Annotated in this window: 14 protein-coding genes; 3 read left to right on the forward strand and 11 right to left on the reverse strand. The window is 43.7% G+C overall.

Annotated elements, in window-relative coordinates; genetic code table 11:
* Positions 1–21: 21 nt before the first annotated feature.
* The 8 genes from GSF13_RS18095 to rpsP form a co-directional block, all read right to left on the reverse strand.
* Complete coding sequence (locus tag GSF13_RS18095; protein WP_211866597.1) at positions 22–696, reverse strand: penicillin-insensitive murein endopeptidase; 675 nt, start codon at positions 694–696, stop codon at positions 22–24.
* Positions 697–1036: 340 nt separating this feature from the next.
* Positions 1037–1900 (reverse strand): AraC family transcriptional regulator, encoded by an 864-nt coding sequence (locus GSF13_RS18100; protein ID WP_211866599.1) that lies wholly within the window; start codon positions 1898–1900, stop codon positions 1037–1039.
* A gap of 329 nt (positions 1901–2229) precedes the next feature.
* The gene (locus GSF13_RS18105) at positions 2230–4353 is read right to left on the reverse strand and encodes a DUF2971 domain-containing protein (protein ID WP_249122700.1); all 2124 of its coding nucleotides are present in this window, start codon (positions 4351–4353) and stop codon (positions 2230–2232) included.
* Positions 4354–4726: 373 nt separating this feature from the next.
* Positions 4727–5875 (reverse strand): bifunctional chorismate mutase/prephenate dehydrogenase, encoded by a 1149-nt coding sequence (gene tyrA, locus GSF13_RS18120; protein ID WP_010606690.1) that lies wholly within the window; start codon positions 5873–5875, stop codon positions 4727–4729.
* A gap of 212 nt (positions 5876–6087) precedes the next feature.
* The gene (rplS, locus tag GSF13_RS18125; RefSeq protein WP_017216162.1) at positions 6088–6447 is read right to left on the reverse strand and encodes a 50S ribosomal protein L19; all 360 of its coding nucleotides are present in this window, start codon (positions 6445–6447) and stop codon (positions 6088–6090) included.
* A gap of 33 nt (positions 6448–6480) precedes the next feature.
* Entirely contained in the window at positions 6481–7248 is a 768-nt protein-coding gene (trmD, locus tag GSF13_RS18130; RefSeq protein ID WP_174169990.1) for a tRNA (guanosine(37)-N1)-methyltransferase TrmD, read from the reverse strand.
* On the reverse strand, positions 7248–7781 hold the full coding sequence (gene rimM, locus GSF13_RS18135) for a ribosome maturation factor RimM (RefSeq protein WP_010606688.1): 534 nt from the start codon (positions 7779–7781) through the stop codon (positions 7248–7250). Before rimM ends, trmD begins: the two co-directional genes overlap by 1 nt.
* 17 nt (positions 7782–7798) lie before the next feature.
* On the reverse strand, positions 7799–8047 hold the full coding sequence (rpsP, locus tag GSF13_RS18140) for a 30S ribosomal protein S16 (RefSeq protein ID WP_010371051.1): 249 nt from the start codon (positions 8045–8047) through the stop codon (positions 7799–7801).
* Positions 8048–8303: 256 nt separating this feature from the next.
* Here rpsP and GSF13_RS18145 point away from each other — a divergent pair, with 256 nt between their 5' ends.
* Positions 8304–9962: a tannase/feruloyl esterase family alpha/beta hydrolase gene (locus GSF13_RS18145; RefSeq protein ID WP_211866601.1), complete on the forward strand. Its 1659-nt coding sequence runs from the start codon at positions 8304–8306 to the stop codon at positions 9960–9962.
* A 59-nt stretch (positions 9963–10021) separates the two neighbouring features.
* On the opposite strand, the gene ffh is transcribed toward GSF13_RS18145, so the two are convergent.
* Positions 10022–11401, reverse strand: a complete 1380-nt coding sequence (gene ffh / locus GSF13_RS18150) for a signal recognition particle protein (RefSeq protein ID WP_010606686.1) — start codon at positions 11399–11401, stop codon at positions 10022–10024.
* 207 nt (positions 11402–11608) lie between these two features.
* Between ffh and ccsA the strand changes: the two genes are divergently transcribed.
* Positions 11609–12415: a cytochrome c biogenesis protein CcsA gene (gene ccsA, locus GSF13_RS18155; RefSeq protein ID WP_174169988.1), complete on the forward strand. Its 807-nt coding sequence runs from the start codon at positions 11609–11611 to the stop codon at positions 12413–12415.
* A gap of 68 nt (positions 12416–12483) precedes the next feature.
* Positions 12484–13746, forward strand: a complete 1263-nt coding sequence (locus GSF13_RS18160) for an HlyC/CorC family transporter (RefSeq protein WP_010606684.1) — start codon at positions 12484–12486, stop codon at positions 13744–13746.
* Positions 13747–14199: 453 nt separating this feature from the next.
* On the opposite strand, the gene GSF13_RS18165 is transcribed toward GSF13_RS18160, so the two are convergent.
* Together GSF13_RS18165 and gshA are read right to left on the reverse strand one after the other, a co-directional pair.
* Complete coding sequence (locus GSF13_RS18165) at positions 14200–14808, reverse strand: transglycosylase SLT domain-containing protein (RefSeq protein WP_010606683.1); 609 nt, start codon at positions 14806–14808, stop codon at positions 14200–14202.
* 129 nt (positions 14809–14937) lie between these two features.
* On the reverse strand, positions 14938–16515 hold the full coding sequence (gene gshA / locus GSF13_RS18170; RefSeq protein WP_174169987.1) for a glutamate--cysteine ligase: 1578 nt from the start codon (positions 16513–16515) through the stop codon (positions 14938–14940).
* Between the last annotated feature and the right edge of the window lie 92 nt (positions 16516–16607).

The following is a 16607-nucleotide window of genomic DNA, read 5'->3' on the forward strand; positions in this document are numbered from 1 at the left end:
ACGTTACTGACCCTAGCACTGTTATTTACACGGTATAGCAAAGTCAACATGGTAGTGTTCATCATGCCTGACCCAAGACCGTTTTTTGGAAAATTGGATATTATCCTTCAAATACTGCGCATACTTAGTTTTGTATAAATTTGGCTGTAATTTCGGGTCAAAAATCACTCGCCATAAATCATGCCCATGCGCCTTGGCTTGTTTGTGCAAAGCTACAACATGAGCTGCAATCGCTTCGTAATCTATGTACATACCATCATAATGGTCGTTAACATCAAACTCGATGTTGTAACCCAACTTATTTAAGGCATTTGTGGGCAAATGAATAGATTTCCCATTCTTGTCCTTTACAGGTGTCATAAAATCAACCGAAAGTCCATTTCTATGAGTTTTATGAGGTTTGAATTGCCCTCCATCCTTAAATCCTGTTTCTGCGTATTTGTAGACTTTCGTTGGCTGTTCATTCTCCAAGTCTTTATATGCAGATACTATGATATTTCTTACTTCTGAATGAACGTAGGTACGACCAACCAATCTTGCCATTATGCTGTAGCTTACATAGTTTTTTCCTTCGGATGGAAGTTTCACTCCATTAGTAAGGCTGCCATTGGAAGTAGTCCCAAAGCATGTACTGCTTTGTGCCAAAGCCATCAGCGGAAATAAAAATGTAATTATTAGAAGATACTTCATGTTCATGTGGTGCTAACAGCCTATTAGCGTAATTTCTTGAATATCTCACTTATTCACAAGTAAAAAACAACAATTATCAAGCTAACTTTATTTAGTAATTTTAGTAACTTATCAGTCAAAGATTATAATTTCAACACGCAAATCACCTGCTACACGCAAGGAATAACCTATCCGAGCCTTCTGCTAGCTCGCTAAGCACAAATAGCGTCTAGTTAACGCATTAAAAACGCTCAACTTTAAATGTTGCAAGTGATATACCCGCGACTTTTTTACTTCTCGTTATTTTAATAGTATCAGCGCCGAAAGGTTATTTGTCGCCATAAATGCAAACCAAGTAACGTTATCATCAATTTTGCAATGGCAGGTAAATATCGGTGATCAAGTCGCACTCATCCACTTGATGCACAAAATTATGATATTCAAAAAAGCAGCAATGCGCATCTGGCAATTCGCCACTGTCTGCTAGCCAGTTTTGATACAACCAGCGTATAGTTTGCTCCATATTGTCGTGACTCCCTAAATGCCTTACCTTGGCGCAACGCATTTGTGGAATAACACCATTTTCGACGCCAAACGCGTTATCTGGTACTTCAGTGTTTACTGAGCCACACAATTTAAAACGAAATGCGTCTTCAGCCATGGCTTCAGGGTCGCCATTTGGCATGCCAAATGTTCGACTCGTATTAATTGGTGAAAGCCCGCTATTTTGTCGCCAAGCGATAAACTTGCCGGCACTTTCAAATATCTGTTTTGCTGACCCTTTGTGCTCTAAAAAAGCAATTTGAGTCTGTTCAAAGTTAATAATATCGACCTGCATTGTCTGCACTCCTAAATTTTGCGGTGAAAAATTAAAAATGTCATACCAACTAGGCCAATTTGCAGCTTTTCTAAACTGTGAAGGACTTTGTTCAAAAGTACGTTTAAAAGCTCGAGAGAAGGCCTCAGCACTATCAAACTTTGCTTCAAGTGCAATATCAATAATTCTAATATCGCGCTCAAATGCTAGGCGAAAAGACGCCCGCTTTAATCGCGCCAGCAAAATATACTTACCCACATTCACGCCCATAAAAGCCACAAATACGCGATGAAAATGAAATTTAGATAAAGCAGCAACATCACTAAGCAAACTCACCGTTAATTCATCATCTAAATGTTGATTGATGTAATCGCAAACGAGCGCAATACGCTGCTGTAAAAGATTGCTTTGCATAAAGCGCCTATGTGTTAGTAGAACTGCAGACAAGCTTAATCATATCAAAAGCAAGATACTTGATTGAAATTGCTCGATGTAAGAGAGAATGAGGAATTATCCATCCACAAAGATGGAAATAGCGAGGGGTGTCACTTATTTTACTATTTAATCGCGCCACCGGGCCAGCTGGTGGTCGAGCGCGCTAAACGCCCGACTACAAGCACAGAGGCCCCCCTCGCACTACTTATAAGCGCAGCGCGAGGGGTTAATATTCAGAGGGTTACCCTTGCGTCTTTCCAGCTGCGATTCAAACTTGCTGGCCAACTGGTGTCGCCAGTACGGTGCCATCATCTCTTTGTTCGGCGCTTTGGGCCAAGCGTAACGTACTCAATCGGAGTCAGATGATCGTCTCTGTGCAGCTCCAGATATAAGCGTGGTGCTTTGCCATTTGCAAAGTCGGGATCTTCACTCTTTATTTCTTTTGCGCCATAGTCCAGATGCGTGACTATCACTCTGTGTTCCTGCTCATCCTTATAGTTGGCATCTTTTAGCAGATAAGGTAACGGGCCGAGCAGCCAAGCAAGTGTTTGTAATTTTTCAGGCGTAGGTTTCTTGCCAACAAATTTATCAACTTCTTTTTTGAGGTTTTTAAAGTCATCTTGCAGCTTTTTGGCACCCTGGCCCAGTATCTTAAAATTATCCTTTAGATACACAACCCGGTAAAAAGCAGCACTTTCCTGAGGAGATTGTCCGGTATTGGCAAATGACGGCACTCGCAGCTCTTGCTCAGTGTGGTTGCTCTGGTCCTTCATTAAACGATAGTCAAAAAAGCGCTCTGTATTAAAGGTAATGGCGCAGCCGCAGGCATCGTCATTTAAGTGGTTTTTACTGTAAAAGCGCCACATATTTAGGCTGTCGCTGTCTGGTAAAAAACAACCAATAAACACGGGGTTACCCTCTTCCGGCTCGTAACCTAATTCCTGCCAGAGTAATTTTCCCTCATTAGGATCATTTACTGCGTTAATGTGCCCCAGCCTAAAAGGGCTTTTTTCCAACAAAATTGCTTGGCCAACGTCGAAAGCGGTATAGTGAGTCATCGTAAGATTTTTACTGACTTTCAAATGAGAGAGTATCTCCTCTCTTAAAGCGCTAATTGATTTTGATTGTTCAAAACGCTCAGCTCTATCGTGAAGCTCATAGGCTTCAAAGCTTAGTAGAGGGTCTTTGAACACTTGTTCACACAGAGCTTTGGTCTCTGTAAAACTTTGAGTGACACCTTTTCCCCGAAAGTAGCAATAGGCCAGAGTAAATATAGCCCGAGCGTTTTCTTGCTCAGCAGCTAACTGGAAATATTCAACTGCTTTCTCATCACTTTGTGCTACGCCTTGACCATTTATATACATAACACCCAGGTTGCACTGACCGCTCGCAGCTCCCTGCTTTGCGGCCAACTGGTAATACTTAACCGCTTTCTCATCACTTTGCGCTACGCCTTTTCCTTGAGCATACATAACACCTAGGTTGCACTGACCACGCGCATCTCCCTGCTCCGCCGCTAACTGGTAATACTTAACCGCTTTCTCATCACTTTGCGCTACGCCTTGACCATATTCATACATGAGACCCAAATAGCACTGACCGCGCGAATCTCCCTGCTCTGCAGCCAACTGGTAATACTCAACCGCTTTCTCATCACTTTGCGCAACGCCTTTTCCTTGCTCATACATGAGACCCAGGTTGCACTGACCGCGCGCATTACCCTGCTCTGCGGCCAACTGGTAATACTTAACCGCTTTCTCATCACTTTGCGCTACGCCTTTTCCTTGCTCATACATAACACCTAGGTTGCACTGAGCGCGCGCATTACCCTGCTCCGCCGCCAACTGGTAATACTTAATCGCTTTCTCATCACTTTGCGTTACGCCTTTTCCTTGAGCATACATAACACCCAAGTCGCACTGACCGCGCGCATCTTCCTGCTCCGCCGCTAACTGGTAATATTCAACCGCTTTCTCATCACTTTGCGCTACGCCTTGACCATATTCATACATGAGACCCAAGTAGCACTGACCGTGCGAATCTCCCTGCTCTGCAGCCAACTGGTAATATTCAACCGCTTTCTCATCACTTTGCGCTACGCCTTTTCCTTGCTCATACATAACACCTAGGTTGCACTGAGCGCGCGCATTACCCTGCTCCGCCGCCAACTGGTAATACTTAATCGCTTTCTCATCACTTTGCGCTACGCCTTTTCCTTGAGCATACATAACACCTAGGTTGCACTGACCGCGCGCATTACCCTGCTTTGCGGCCAACTGGTAATACTCAACCGCTTTCTCATCACTTTGCGCTACGCCTTGACCATTAATATACATAAGACCCAGGTTGCACTGAGCATCTGCATCTCCTCTCTGAGCTTTTTCAATCAGTGCTTGAGTCTCTGGGGTTAATTCGGGGTTCTGTTCTAACATCAATATTCCTTTTAAACTGCTTAACCCCGTAAACATCATGATTGGGGCTGAATGCCCTTATTAAACGATATTTTGTGATGACTGACAATGGGATAGATTTTAATCAGTAAGTGTAGGTTGTCTGTACTAAGAGGGAATGCTTTCACGTAGTTTGGGCACAAGCGTGAAAATCGAAGAAGTCTCTGACCCCCACCTCAAATTTGGAAATCTTGTTATTGATACTTCGCTTCGTTAGGCTAGGGCTAAGAACAAATTTCTTTTGTATCAGCATCGAAGTTATTTGTCGCCATAAATGGCGACCTACGTAAAATCGTGGCGTAAAGCCACTCCCACAACACTATTTGCACTGTGATGTAGGAGGCATAACTTGGCGCTAAATACTTTCCTCATAATCCAACACTTTTGCGTCATTGGCTTTGTTAAGCAGGCCTCGGCTTTGTGATAGGAAGTGTTTCGCGCTTTCTGAGAAATAATGTTTGGCTTGTGAGAAAGATTGCATTAGGCCTTCTTTATCGCCTTGTTGTAGCTTGGTCAATGTCTGCTCAAAGGTATCTTGATAGCTTGCCAATAACCCTTCTACATCATTAAATTGCGCGAGCATAATATCTGAATAAAGCTCAGGGGATTGCGCAAACAGCCGTCCCACCATCATCAGCTCTAATTGGTAGATAGGCGATGAGCAGCTTCTTAGCTCTTTTAATGAATGGCACTGCTTAGATAAGAACTGACCGTATACAAACGTAGTTAAGTGGCGCATTACCTGAATGATCTGCATGGATTGGTCGTGTTTTTTAGCGTCCATCGGTACCAACTGGCTGCCCCAGATCTTTAGTTGCTTGATTAATCCTTCGCATTGCTTTGGCATACGTCCTTCGCACACCACGACAGTTTGCTTAACCCAGTGAGATATATCTGGACCAAACATAGGGTGTAGACCGACCACAGGGCCGTTGTGCTTGTTCATTAGTACTTTGAGCGGGGCTTGCTTCACAGAGGTAATATCTGCAAGAATACAATCATCAGGTAGCGCTGGTAACTCGTTAACGACTTGCTCTAACGCGTTAATTGGTACGCTCACCAGCACCAATTTTGCATCACTCAGTAGCTCAGTAGCCTGTGATTGATTGTCTTTGTCTAAAATGCGTACTTCGTAGCCTGAGCGCCTAAACTGTTTCGCAAACAGTTTACCCATGGCGCCTTGGCCACCGACAATAACAACCGGAGACATTTTTGGTGCGGCACAGGCGAGTTCACTTTGCTGGTTTTCGTAGGCTTCTCTCATCATACGACGCAGAATATCTTCGACTAAATCAGGGTTTACCCCTTTAGCATCAGCTTCTGCGCGCCGGGCTTTGATCAGCTCAGCTTCGCGCTTTGGCACATGTAGCGGTGCGCCCTTTTGCTGTTTTATTTTTCCAACCTGTTCGGTCAATGCTTTGCGCTTTGCAAGTAGTGCGACAAGCTCACTATCGCAATCATCTATTGCAACGCGTATTGCTTCTAAATCGTTAGCCCCATTCATGATGTAAACTTATATATACAGTAGTAAATTAAATAATACACCGAGTCTAACAAGAAGTGCGCCGCTTTAAAAGTAAGCAACCATGAAAATATCGTGACAAGACGCCTGAGATGTCAGTGAGTATTCACAGAATGGAAATAATGAGAGGAAATAAAACCAAAACAGGCCGCATAAAGCGGCCTGTTTTATCTGCATTTGATAAATGCGACGTATTAGTTAAGTTTCTCTTTAATACGTGCAGATTTACCAGAACGCTCACGTAGGTAGTAAAGCTTAGCGCGACGAACCGCACCACGACGCTTAACTGCTACGCTGCTGATAAGAGGGCTGTGCGTTTGGAATACACGCTCAACACCTTCACCGCTTGAAATCTTACGAACAGTGAAAGATGAGTGTAGACCACGGTTACGCTTAGCGATTACAACACCTTCAAAGGCCTGTAGACGCTCTTTGTTACCTTCTTTTACGCGTACCTGTACAACTACTGTATCACCAGCGCCGAACGCAGGTACGTCTTGCTTAAGCTGTTCAGCTTCAAGCTCTTTAATAATATTTTGGTTTACTTTTGCCATTTTATTTCTCACATTCCTAGGTGTAACTGTCTTCTAGCCACAAGCTTGGCCATTCTCTTGCTGAAATTCAGCAAGTAATGCCGCCTGCTCCTCAGTCAGAGCTAGGTTACGCAACAAGTCAGGACGACGTTGCCAAGTTCTACCCAAAGACTGCTTTAAGCGCCATTTGGCTATTTCTTGGTGGTTTCCGCTGAGTAATACAGCAGGCACCTGTTTATCATCCAATGTTTCCGGCCGAGTATAATGAGGACAATCCAACAAGCCATCCGAAAATGAATCTTGTTCTGCTGATTGGTTATGACCTAACACACCTGGCACTAATCGCGCGACTGCATCGATTAATGTCATGGCTGGTAACTCACCACCACTCAGTATAAAATCGCCGATGGACCACTCTTCGTCTATATAAGACTCGATGATCCGCTCATCAATACCTTCATAACGACCCGCTACTAAAATCAACTTTTCAGATTGCGCCAATTCAGTCGCACCTTGTTGATCTAGCTTTCGCCCTTGAGGGGACATATAAATTACTTTAGCGCCTGCTCCTGCTGCCGTTTTGGCATCAAGAATAGCTTTTTTCAGAGGCTCAACCATCATCAACATTCCCGGGCCACCACCATAAGGGCGGTCATCCACGGTTCTATGTTTATCAGTGGCGTAGTCTCTCGGATTCCAACAATTAAACTCAATCAAGCCGTTTTTCACAGCTCGACCCGTTACGCCTTGCTGAGTTATCGCATTAAACATGTCAGGAAAAAGTGAAACCACTCCAACCCATAGCTTTTGCTGATCGCTCATTAAAACGCTGGATCCCAATCTACCGTAATTTTTCTCTCGTCATGATTAATATCCAAAATAACAGAGTCTGTTAAGAATGGAATTAATCTTTCCGATTGGCCAAATGCATCTTTTTTGTTTGCTTTCACAACCAAAACGTCGTTTGAACCAGTCTCCATCAAGTCATCAACTATGCCTAAGTCGTAGCCTTTATCGGTTACTACTGACATGCCGATGAGATCTCGCCAATAAAACTCCCCTTCAGGTAATTCAGGAAGCTGCTCAGCATAAACAGCGATTTCAGCATTGGTATAAGCCACTGCTTCGTCTCTGTCGTTTACCTGTGCAAATTTAGCGATATATCCCTTGTTGTGACGACGCCAGTCGCTCACTTCAAGGTTTTGCCATTTACCTTGTTGCCCTATCAACCATGGGCTGAAATCGAAGATCCCTTGGGGATCGTCAGTAAATGAATGCACCTTAAGCCAACCCTTGATGCCATAAGGAGCACCAAGCTTACCAACAACGATTGTCGAGGTTTTACTTTGACTCATGGTTACACTTACGCCTATTAAGCCGCTTTACGAGCGTCTTTAACCAGCTTCGCAACACGATCTGAAAGAGCTGCACCTTGACCTACCCAGTGATCAACACGAGATAAATCTAAACGTACTTTTTCTTCCTGACCTGCAGCGATAGGGTTAAAGAAACCTACCTTCTCGATGAAACGACCGTCACGCGAGAAACGGCTATCCGCAACCACGATTTGATAGAATGGACGCTTTTTAGCGCCGCCACGTTGCAAACGAATAGTTACCATACCGTCCTCTACATAGATTGACTGTTTTCATTAATAAGTTTGTACTTCCCATTACGGGAAGCTCGGGCATTTTACGCATTTTCACGCGCAATGCAAGTTAATTCCAAAGTTGATGCTTTATTAGACCCTGCTACAAAGTTACCGCTGAAGTTTCGCACGGCACATTCGTCCCAATAGTGGTACAAAAAATTGGCTTTTTCAGCACTGCTGGAAAGTCGAAAATCCCTGTTGTTTCATTTATAAGGAAAGCACACATATGAACCAAATGCGCAAAGCAAAACGTTCAATTAAACATCTACTTCTAGGTATACCACTCTTTTCTTTTGCGCTCATTGCTACTTCAACACTTGCAGCAAACAATGAAGAAATAACGGCTTGTAAACTGTTACGTTTTGGTGACTTCTCGCAGCTAGAGCAAGGTAATGCTGCAATGAGTATCACCAACGCAGAATATGTACCAAGCCAAACCCTAGATGCCGACACCGAACTCTGGACATATAAGTATAGTCGCCTATTGGGTGCACCTATACCAAAAGGAATAAACTCTTTACCTGAGCACTGTTTGGTTGAAGGCTATGCGGCACCGACGATACGTTTTCAGCTTAGGTTGCCAATGAATCAAGTTTGGAACCAACGTTTCTTGCTCAATGCCTGTATGGGCTTTTGTGGCGAAGTATCCAACTACCCAACGATGGCTGGCGTTATGCGTAATTACGCGACCATGTCTCATGATGGCGGCCATACTGCTGCCGGATTCGATGGTTTGTGGGCTAAAAACAATGTGCCATTAAGGGAGGACTTTGCCTACCGAGCGAATCATGTGGTTGCTGTTGCAGCAAGGGCGGTTATTGAGCGCTTTTATAGTAAACAACTTACGTACTCATTTATATCGGGTTGTTCGAAGGGAGGTCATGCAGGGATAATGGCCGCAAAGCGTTACCCAAATGATTTTGATGGCGTGATTGCCAGAGGACCGACGATTAATTACACCAAAGTCAACCTAATTAACTGCATGGATAACGCAAAAGCTATTTTGGATGAAAACGATAACGCACTGCTCGATGCAAGCTACACTGACTTTATTTCACAGGCCGTCATGCAAGCATGTGACCATAAAGATGGCTTAGTTGATGGATTAATAAGCGACCCAAGACGCTGCGATTTTGACCCGCAAACGCTCCTGTGCAGCAACAACACCACGGGTAAATGCCTGACACCTCGCCAAGTCAACGCAATTAAGGAAATATATGCACCATCCTACGACCAACAAGGCAACGTCATTTATGGCGGCCTCCCCTATGGCTCTGAACCTGAATGGACAGGTTGGTTGTTTCCTGAAGCACCGTTTATCAAGCCTTATCACTATTATGCTGCAACCGAGTACTTAAAGTACTTGGCTTTTCCTCGAGAAAGATACAATCAAGGCAACTGGAGAGACTTTTCTTATAACAATGAGGTTGGCGAGCTTTCACCTATCTCAAGCTTTATGGACGCCGATCACCCTGATCTCACTGGATTTAAAAATAGCGGTGGCAAAATGATTGTATTACATGGATGGTCAGACGCTGCAATACCCGCATATGCAACTATTGATTGGTATGAGTCAGTTATCAACTATATGGGTAAAGACAACACCTACGACTTTGCTCGGCTATTCTTGCCACCAGGATTGGTGCATTGTGGTATCGAGGGACCTGGCGCTGAAACCTTTGATGCTATCGCAGCGTTAGCGCATTGGCTTGATACAGGCATAGCACCGGATGCGCTTATGACGCAAAAAGAAGATCCGCAGGGTAATATTCTTTTCACTCGCCCTGTTTACCCCTATCCACAAGAAGCCCAGTACATTGGTACAGGCGACCCTAAAAAAGCAGAAAACTTTAGGCCAATAGTGCCCAATTTTAAGAATAACTAAGTAAACAAAAAGGCAAGCCCCATGGCTTGCCTTCACGTTATAAAAACTATAAAACGGTGTTAGAACTTAGGCCCACCGCCACCGAACATGCCCGGCGGCATCATGCCTTTCATGTTCTTCATCATTTTCATCATGCCGCCTTTGCCTTTCATCTTCTTCATCATCTTCTGCATTTGGGTAAATTGCTTCAGCAACTTATTAATGTCTTGTACTTGCGTACCAGAACCCGCAGCGATACGCTTTTTACGCGAGCCTTTGATGATTTCAGGACGTGCACGCTCTTTTGGCGTCATTGAGCTTATGATGGCTTCCATTTGGTTAAAGGTCTTATCATTTACTTGACCTTTTACTGCATCTGGCAAGTTCGACATACCAGGCAGCTTTTCCATCATCGACATCATACCGCCCATGTTTTTCATCTGGCGCAGCTGCTCAGCAAAATCTTCCAGTGTAAAACCGTCGCCTTTAAAGACTTTCTCAGCCACTTTTTGGGCTTTGTCTTTATCGACTTTCATTTCGACTTCTTCAATAAGCGACAGTACATCGCCCATACCTAGAATTCGAGATGCAACACGGTCAGGGTGGAATGGCTCTAGAGCATCAGTTCTTTCACCCACACCGATAAACTTAATGGGTTTACCGGTAATATGACGAATAGACAGAGCCGCACCGCCGCGCGCATCACCATCCGTCTTAGTTAAGATAACACCGCTAAGTGGCAGCGCTTCATCAAACGCTTTTGCTGTATTTGCGGCATCCTGACCTGTCATTGAGTCAACGACAAATAAGGTTTCAATCGGATCAATCGCCGCGTGTAAATCTTTGATTTCGTCCATCATGTCTGCATCTACGTGCAAACGACCTGCGGTATCCACAAGTACCACATCAATGAACTTTTTCTTCGCGTGAGAAATAGCACCCGTTGCGATATCTACCGGCTTTTGTGAAATATCACTGGGGAAGAACTCGACGTCAACCTCTGCTGCTAACGTTTCAAGCTGTTTGATAGCCGCTGGACGATAAACGTCAGCACTCACCACCAACACAGATTTCTTTTTGCGCTCTTTAAGGAATTTAGCCAGCTTACCAACACTGGTGGTTTTACCCGCACCTTGAAGACCTGCCATCATGACGACAGCTGGCGGCTGCGCGTTTAGGTTCAGCTCCTCGTTGGCCTCACCCATCGACTTTTCAAGTTCTTCGCGAACAATCTTGATGAAAACCTGGCCTGGGCTCAGACTCTTTGTGACTTCTACACCAACCGCGCGTTCTTTTACTTGTTTTACAAAGTCGCGCACAACCGGCAAGGCAACGTCAGCCTCAAGCAATGCCATGCGTACTTCACGGAGTGTTTCTTTAATATTGTCTTCAGTTAGTCGGCCACGGCCACTGATGTTTTTAAGCGTTTTTCCTAAACGCTCTTGGAGGTTTTCAAACATGTATCGGTTCCAAAATCTCGAAATTGTCGGGCATTATACTGATATGCGAGCCACTAATACAGTATTCAAGCCGATTGTTCTGCTTTTTACGCTTTCGTTGAACGAAAATAAGAATAAGTTAACGGATTGAAATAAAACCCTATGCAAGCGCAGAGGCTTTAAATACAATAGCTAAAAAAGGAAAGCAAAAATTAGGCACTTATTTTTATGTTGATTGTTAGCTTGTCATTAATCGCCTGTCTCTTTTACGTCATGGCCACTAGCCATGTTTTATCGCGCTTATTTGACAAACAAGGTCCAGATCAAAAGAAAACCTTAATATTAAGCACCGTCGCCATTTTGACTCATATGCTAGTGTTGGTGAATTCAGTGTTTACGCATCAAGGACAAGATCTCAGTACCGTCAACGTTGCCTTGTTAACCTGTTGGGTTATCGTCGTTTCTGTAACGACCGTATCTTTGCGCTTCCCTGCAACACTATTACTACCTGTGGTGTATGGCTTTGCCGCCATTTTGTTATTAGCAAGCCTGTTTATTCCGCACCATATTATTATGCATACAATAAACATAGATGTTGGTCTCGTTTTGCATATTTCACTTTCATTGTTGGCTTACTGCGTACTTATCATCGCCACGCTCTACGCCATTCAATTTATGTTTATTGATAAACGTCTAAAACAGCGGGATTTGGCGATTATGACCAGCCATCTACCGCCACTTATGCAAGTGGAAAGGCAGCTTTATCAACTGTTATTTGTAGGCACAGGTTTATTAACGCTGGCATTGGCATCCGGTTTTTACTTTTTAGACGGTATGTTCGCTAAAGAGACTATTCACAAAACCATTTTATCTATCGTTGCATGGCTTATTTATGTCGTCGTCGCATTTGGGCATAAGCAGTTCGGCTGGCGCGGTAAGTCTGTGGTGATTTCAATCATAGCGGCTTCTGGCATCGTAACTTTAGGTTACTTTGGTAGTCGCTTTATACAAGAAGTGATTTTAGGCAGGTTTTAAACTTTAACTTGACTATCGTAACTCACTAACGCTTAATACTCTTTCGTAAGTAAAAAAGGGATCCACTGTTGGAAGACATATCGACCAGCGCCTTGTTTATCATACTCGGCGTGCTCATTTTGATGTCGGCTTATTTTTCTAGTTCAGAAACCGGTATCATGTCAATCAACCGTATTCGTCTACGCCATCTTGAAAAAGAGAATCACCGTGGTGCGAAGCGTGTAAGTAACCTCCTTAACCGTCCTGACAGACTGATTGGTCTGATCCTGATTGGAAATAACCTCGTCAATATTGCCGCTGCGCAAGTGGCTACCATCATTGGATTACGCCTGTATGGCGATATGGGTATCGCAGTTGCTACTTTTGGTCTCACACTTGTGGTTCTTATCTTCGCTGAAGTTACACCTAAGACTCTCGCGGCTTTATACCCTGAGAAAGTCGCGTTCCCAAGCTCTGTTATCCTCAAAGTATTGTTGAAGGTCTTGTTCCCTTTGGTTGTGGCAACCAACTGGATCACCAATGGTATGTTGCGATTGGTCGGGATCACACCACAAGAGATTGAAGAGCACAGCCTAAGTAAAGAAGAATTAAAAACCGTGGTAAATGAGTCGAGCGCTATGCTGCCCTCAAACCACCAAAACATGCTCACTTCTATCTTAGACTTGGATCACGTGACCGTAGAAGACATTATGATCCCACGCAGTGAAATCAATGCGATAGATATCAATGACGAGTGGAAAGATATTGCTCGCCAGCTCACGAATGCGCAGCATACCCGAGTGCTACTTTACCGTGACCAAATTGATGATGCGGTTGGTTTTATTCACGCTCGTGATGCGCTACGCCTACTGACAAAAGAGCAGTTTGATAAGCCGTCACTACTACGTGCGGTAAGAGAGATTTACTATGTACCAGAGAATACCTCGCTCAATACACAGCTGATTAAATTCCAAGAAGCCAAAGAGCGTATTGGTCTTGTTGTTGATGAGTATGGTGACATTCAAGGTCTGGTTACACTCGAAGATATTCTTGAAGAAGTTGTTGGTGACTTTACCACCACGCAGACGCGTGCGCCGAGCGAAGACGTAAACATGCAGCGTGATGGCTCAGTTATGGTTGACGGCAGTGTAAACGTGCGTGACTTAAATAAGGAAATGAGTTGGGACTTACCTACCGAAGGTCCTAAAACCCTGAGTGGCCTGATTGTAGAGCACCTTGAAGATATTCCAGATGCGCCTCTTGGCTTAACGATTTCTGGTTATAAGATGGAAGTCATTGAGATAAAAGAAAACATGATCAAGATGGTGAAAATTTCCTCTAATACCAATTAGCTTAATTAAGTGGTCTATTTTGAGGCAAGAAAATTTTGTAGATAACACCGCTACCGCGTCCTGCTATCGCCAAGGTACCTACATCCATATAGGCAAGGCAAAAATTTTACTATTTAACCTGAGGTTTGGATAAGGAATGTTCCAACTCATTGTTGCTAAAGCACAACTTAGTTTTCTCCTTGTCTAGCCAGAGAGTTTTAGGGAAAACAAGGCGAATTTACGCACCAATAGCTGGCTATTGGAAGTGAATTCAACGCAGTTAGCGCTAAAACTGGCTGCTAGAAAGGCATTAATTATCCGCAGCTCAGGTTATTTAGTTGTTCTAAATGAGAAATTTTTAACGCAGTTAGCGTCAGATTTTATCCTTCAAATTGAGCAAGTATTAAGACTAATTGGTATAACTCTTAAGCAAGTAAACTCAATTGCGGTGTTGAAAATAACACCGCAATTTCCTCAAGAAAAAATTCGCTCGAACCAGTTCTTATCTAAATCATCTTCACAGCGTTTAAGTTGAACGGCATAGCGCGCAGCTCGATGCTTTACCTTATTTGCGACTTGCATTAACCATTTCTTATTTTTATAAGTGCCACGACGATAACCGCCCCAGCCTTCATGATAATTGAGGTATTGTGCATAAGCGTCCCATTTTGACACGCCGTTTACTTTGTGAGTTTTGTATACGAACCAAGCCATAAAATCGATGGCGTCTTCAAAGTCATCGCGATCTGCACCTGAGTTTCCAGTTTCACGAATATAATCAGACCAGGTCGGTGTTTTGGCTTGAGAGTAGCCATAAGCAGAGCTCACTCTGCCAACAGGAATAAACCACAGGAAATATTCCATAGGAGGAGCCGCATCGTGACGAAAAGAGCTTTCTTGGTACATCATGCTCATCAGTACATGCTTTGGTGAGCCCCATTTTTCTTGAGCATCACGAGCATCATAATACCAATCTTCTTTTTCCTCAAAAATTTTACAAATATCATGAGGTTGTTTAGGTGGTGCAGTAGCACATCCGGATAAAACGGCGACGAGGCTAATTAAAATTAATTTTTTTTGCATTTTTTCGAAACCTAATGAACTTTTACAATTTGCATTGGTCTGAACTTATGAATGCAGCAGTTTAGCATTGTTTCATCCCTGAAATTTATTTGCGCAGCCTTATGGCTGCGCTTTTTTTTGTCTTGTGCATTATGCCCTTGAAAAATAATCGTCAAGGAAAGCCGTGAAGTCTACCGTATCCGCAGCTCTAACCGCAGCCTCATCTTCGAAAGACTGACGTGCAAATGACTTCAGCGTATCTTCATCGTAATAACCATATTTGATATCTTGATGAAGTTGCTTATATTTTTTCGCAAGTTCAATGCCCATTGAGCCTTGTTCTAAGGTACGACTCTTCAGTTGAGATAGCAACTGCCCAGAAAAAGTAAGTGCAGGCGTTTCAATTGACAACATTAATTTTTCCACCGTCGCCACATAGACTGATTGTTCAGTACTCGCATCTAACATTTTTGCGACTTTGAGTAAGTCTGTAAAAATCTCTGTGCCCCACTGTTTCACACTCACAGGCTCACCCGCTTTACTCAGTTCGAGTGCTGTGCAGCGACCTTGGTTAACCACCTGATGTAAATTCTTACCAGCGAGCTTCTGCGCTTCAAACGAAAGTTCAGGGCTTGGCTTTAACAAACAATAGGTTAAAAACACGTCTAGGAAGTGGATTTGCTCCAGACTCACACCGGTGTGCTCGAATGGGTTAACATCCAGCGCACGAATTTCGATATATTCGATACCACCACGTTCAAGTGCCTGAGTCGGCGTTTCACCAGACTTGGCATTGCGCTTTGGTCTAATTGGTGAGTAGAACTCATTTTCAATTTGTAAAATGTTGCGATTCAGCTGTTTTGGCTCTGCTGCTCGATAGTCTGGAATTTCATGATACAAGTCGGAGCGGCAACGAATGGCTTGTCGCAAGCCTGCAATATACTCATCCAGATCGTTATACATCACCTTAAGCGAGCTTTGTGCGCTATTGGTATAACCTAAATCACCCAGTCTAAGTGCGGTGCCATATTCAAGATATATGGAGCCATTTTCTAGCTTACTAAATGGCAAGTCGCTCTTTTTGCCTTGCAAAAATGACGGACAAAGCGCAGGAGATGCGCCAAACAGGTAGCTTATCAGCCACATTTCACGCTTGAAGTTACGAATGAGGCCTAAATACTGCTGGGAGATAAATGATTGTTGAGGGTTATCATCTTCAGACATCACTTGCAGGCTTTGCCATACGGTCTCTGGAAACGAAATATTGAAGTGCACACCCGCAATGGCCTGCATCATACTGCCATAGCGATTTTTCAGCCCTTCACGATATAGCGTTTTCATTTTGCCGATATTAGAAGTACCAAACTGTGCTAGGACAATATCTTCTTCATCCTCAATAAAGCACGGCATCGACAAAGGCCACAGTAACTCATCACCCATGTTAGCCAAAGTAAACTTCTGTAGATCAGAAAGTTGCGCTAATGTCTCTTGTGGGTCCTCACTCACTGGAGTGATAAATTCGAGTAGCGACTCAGAAAAATCAGTGGTGATATGACCATTGGTCAATGCATGGCCCGTCTTTTCTGGATGCGGTGTTTTCGCTATTTTTCCCGACCCTTGGATCCGCAATGCCTCACGTTCGATACCTCTTTTGATACCTTTGAAAACGCCGCGATGCGCGCCGTCAGACAATAAGTCCAGCTTAGTGTTTAAGTCTAATTGTTTCAAAAATTCTTCCTCGAACCTACAGGCCAATTTCAAGTTTATGGGGTCGAAACCAAATTATACCAAGTGTATTCATTAAATGAGTGATTTAAACC

Source organism: Pseudoalteromonas sp. M8, from assembly GCF_018141365.1.
Lineage (GTDB): Bacteria > Pseudomonadota > Gammaproteobacteria > Enterobacterales > Alteromonadaceae > Pseudoalteromonas.

Excerpts from the sequence above, each read along its gene's own strand:
- ccsA (WP_174169988.1), top strand. The coding sequence starts at position 11,609 with ATGTTGATTGTTAGCTTGTCATTAATCGCCTGTCTCTTTTACGTCATG.
- trmD (WP_174169990.1), bottom strand. The coding sequence starts at position 7,248 with ATGAGCGATCAGCAAAAGCTATGGGTTGGAGTGGTTTCACTTTTTCCT.
- GSF13_RS18165 (WP_010606683.1), bottom strand. The coding sequence starts at position 14,808 with ATGCAAAAAAAATTAATTTTAATTAGCCTCGTCGCCGTTTTATCCGGA.
- GSF13_RS18095 (WP_211866597.1), bottom strand. The coding sequence starts at position 696 with ATGAACATGAAGTATCTTCTAATAATTACATTTTTATTTCCGCTGATG.
- tyrA (WP_010606690.1), bottom strand. The coding sequence starts at position 5,875 with ATGAATGGGGCTAACGATTTAGAAGCAATACGCGTTGCAATAGATGAT.
- GSF13_RS18105 (WP_249122700.1), bottom strand. The coding sequence starts at position 4,353 with ATGTTAGAACAGAACCCCGAATTAACCCCAGAGACTCAAGCACTGATT.
- rplS (WP_017216162.1), bottom strand. The coding sequence starts at position 6,447 with ATGGCAAAAGTAAACCAAAATATTATTAAAGAGCTTGAAGCTGAACAG.
- rimM (WP_010606688.1), bottom strand. The coding sequence starts at position 7,781 with ATGAGTCAAAGTAAAACCTCGACAATCGTTGTTGGTAAGCTTGGTGCT.
- GSF13_RS18100 (WP_211866599.1), bottom strand. The coding sequence starts at position 1,900 with ATGCAAAGCAATCTTTTACAGCAGCGTATTGCGCTCGTTTGCGATTAC.
- GSF13_RS18145 (WP_211866601.1), top strand. The coding sequence starts at position 8,304 with ATGAACCAAATGCGCAAAGCAAAACGTTCAATTAAACATCTACTTCTA.
- ffh (WP_010606686.1), bottom strand. The coding sequence starts at position 11,401 with ATGTTTGAAAACCTCCAAGAGCGTTTAGGAAAAACGCTTAAAAACATC.
- rpsP (WP_010371051.1), bottom strand. The coding sequence starts at position 8,047 with ATGGTAACTATTCGTTTGCAACGTGGCGGCGCTAAAAAGCGTCCATTC.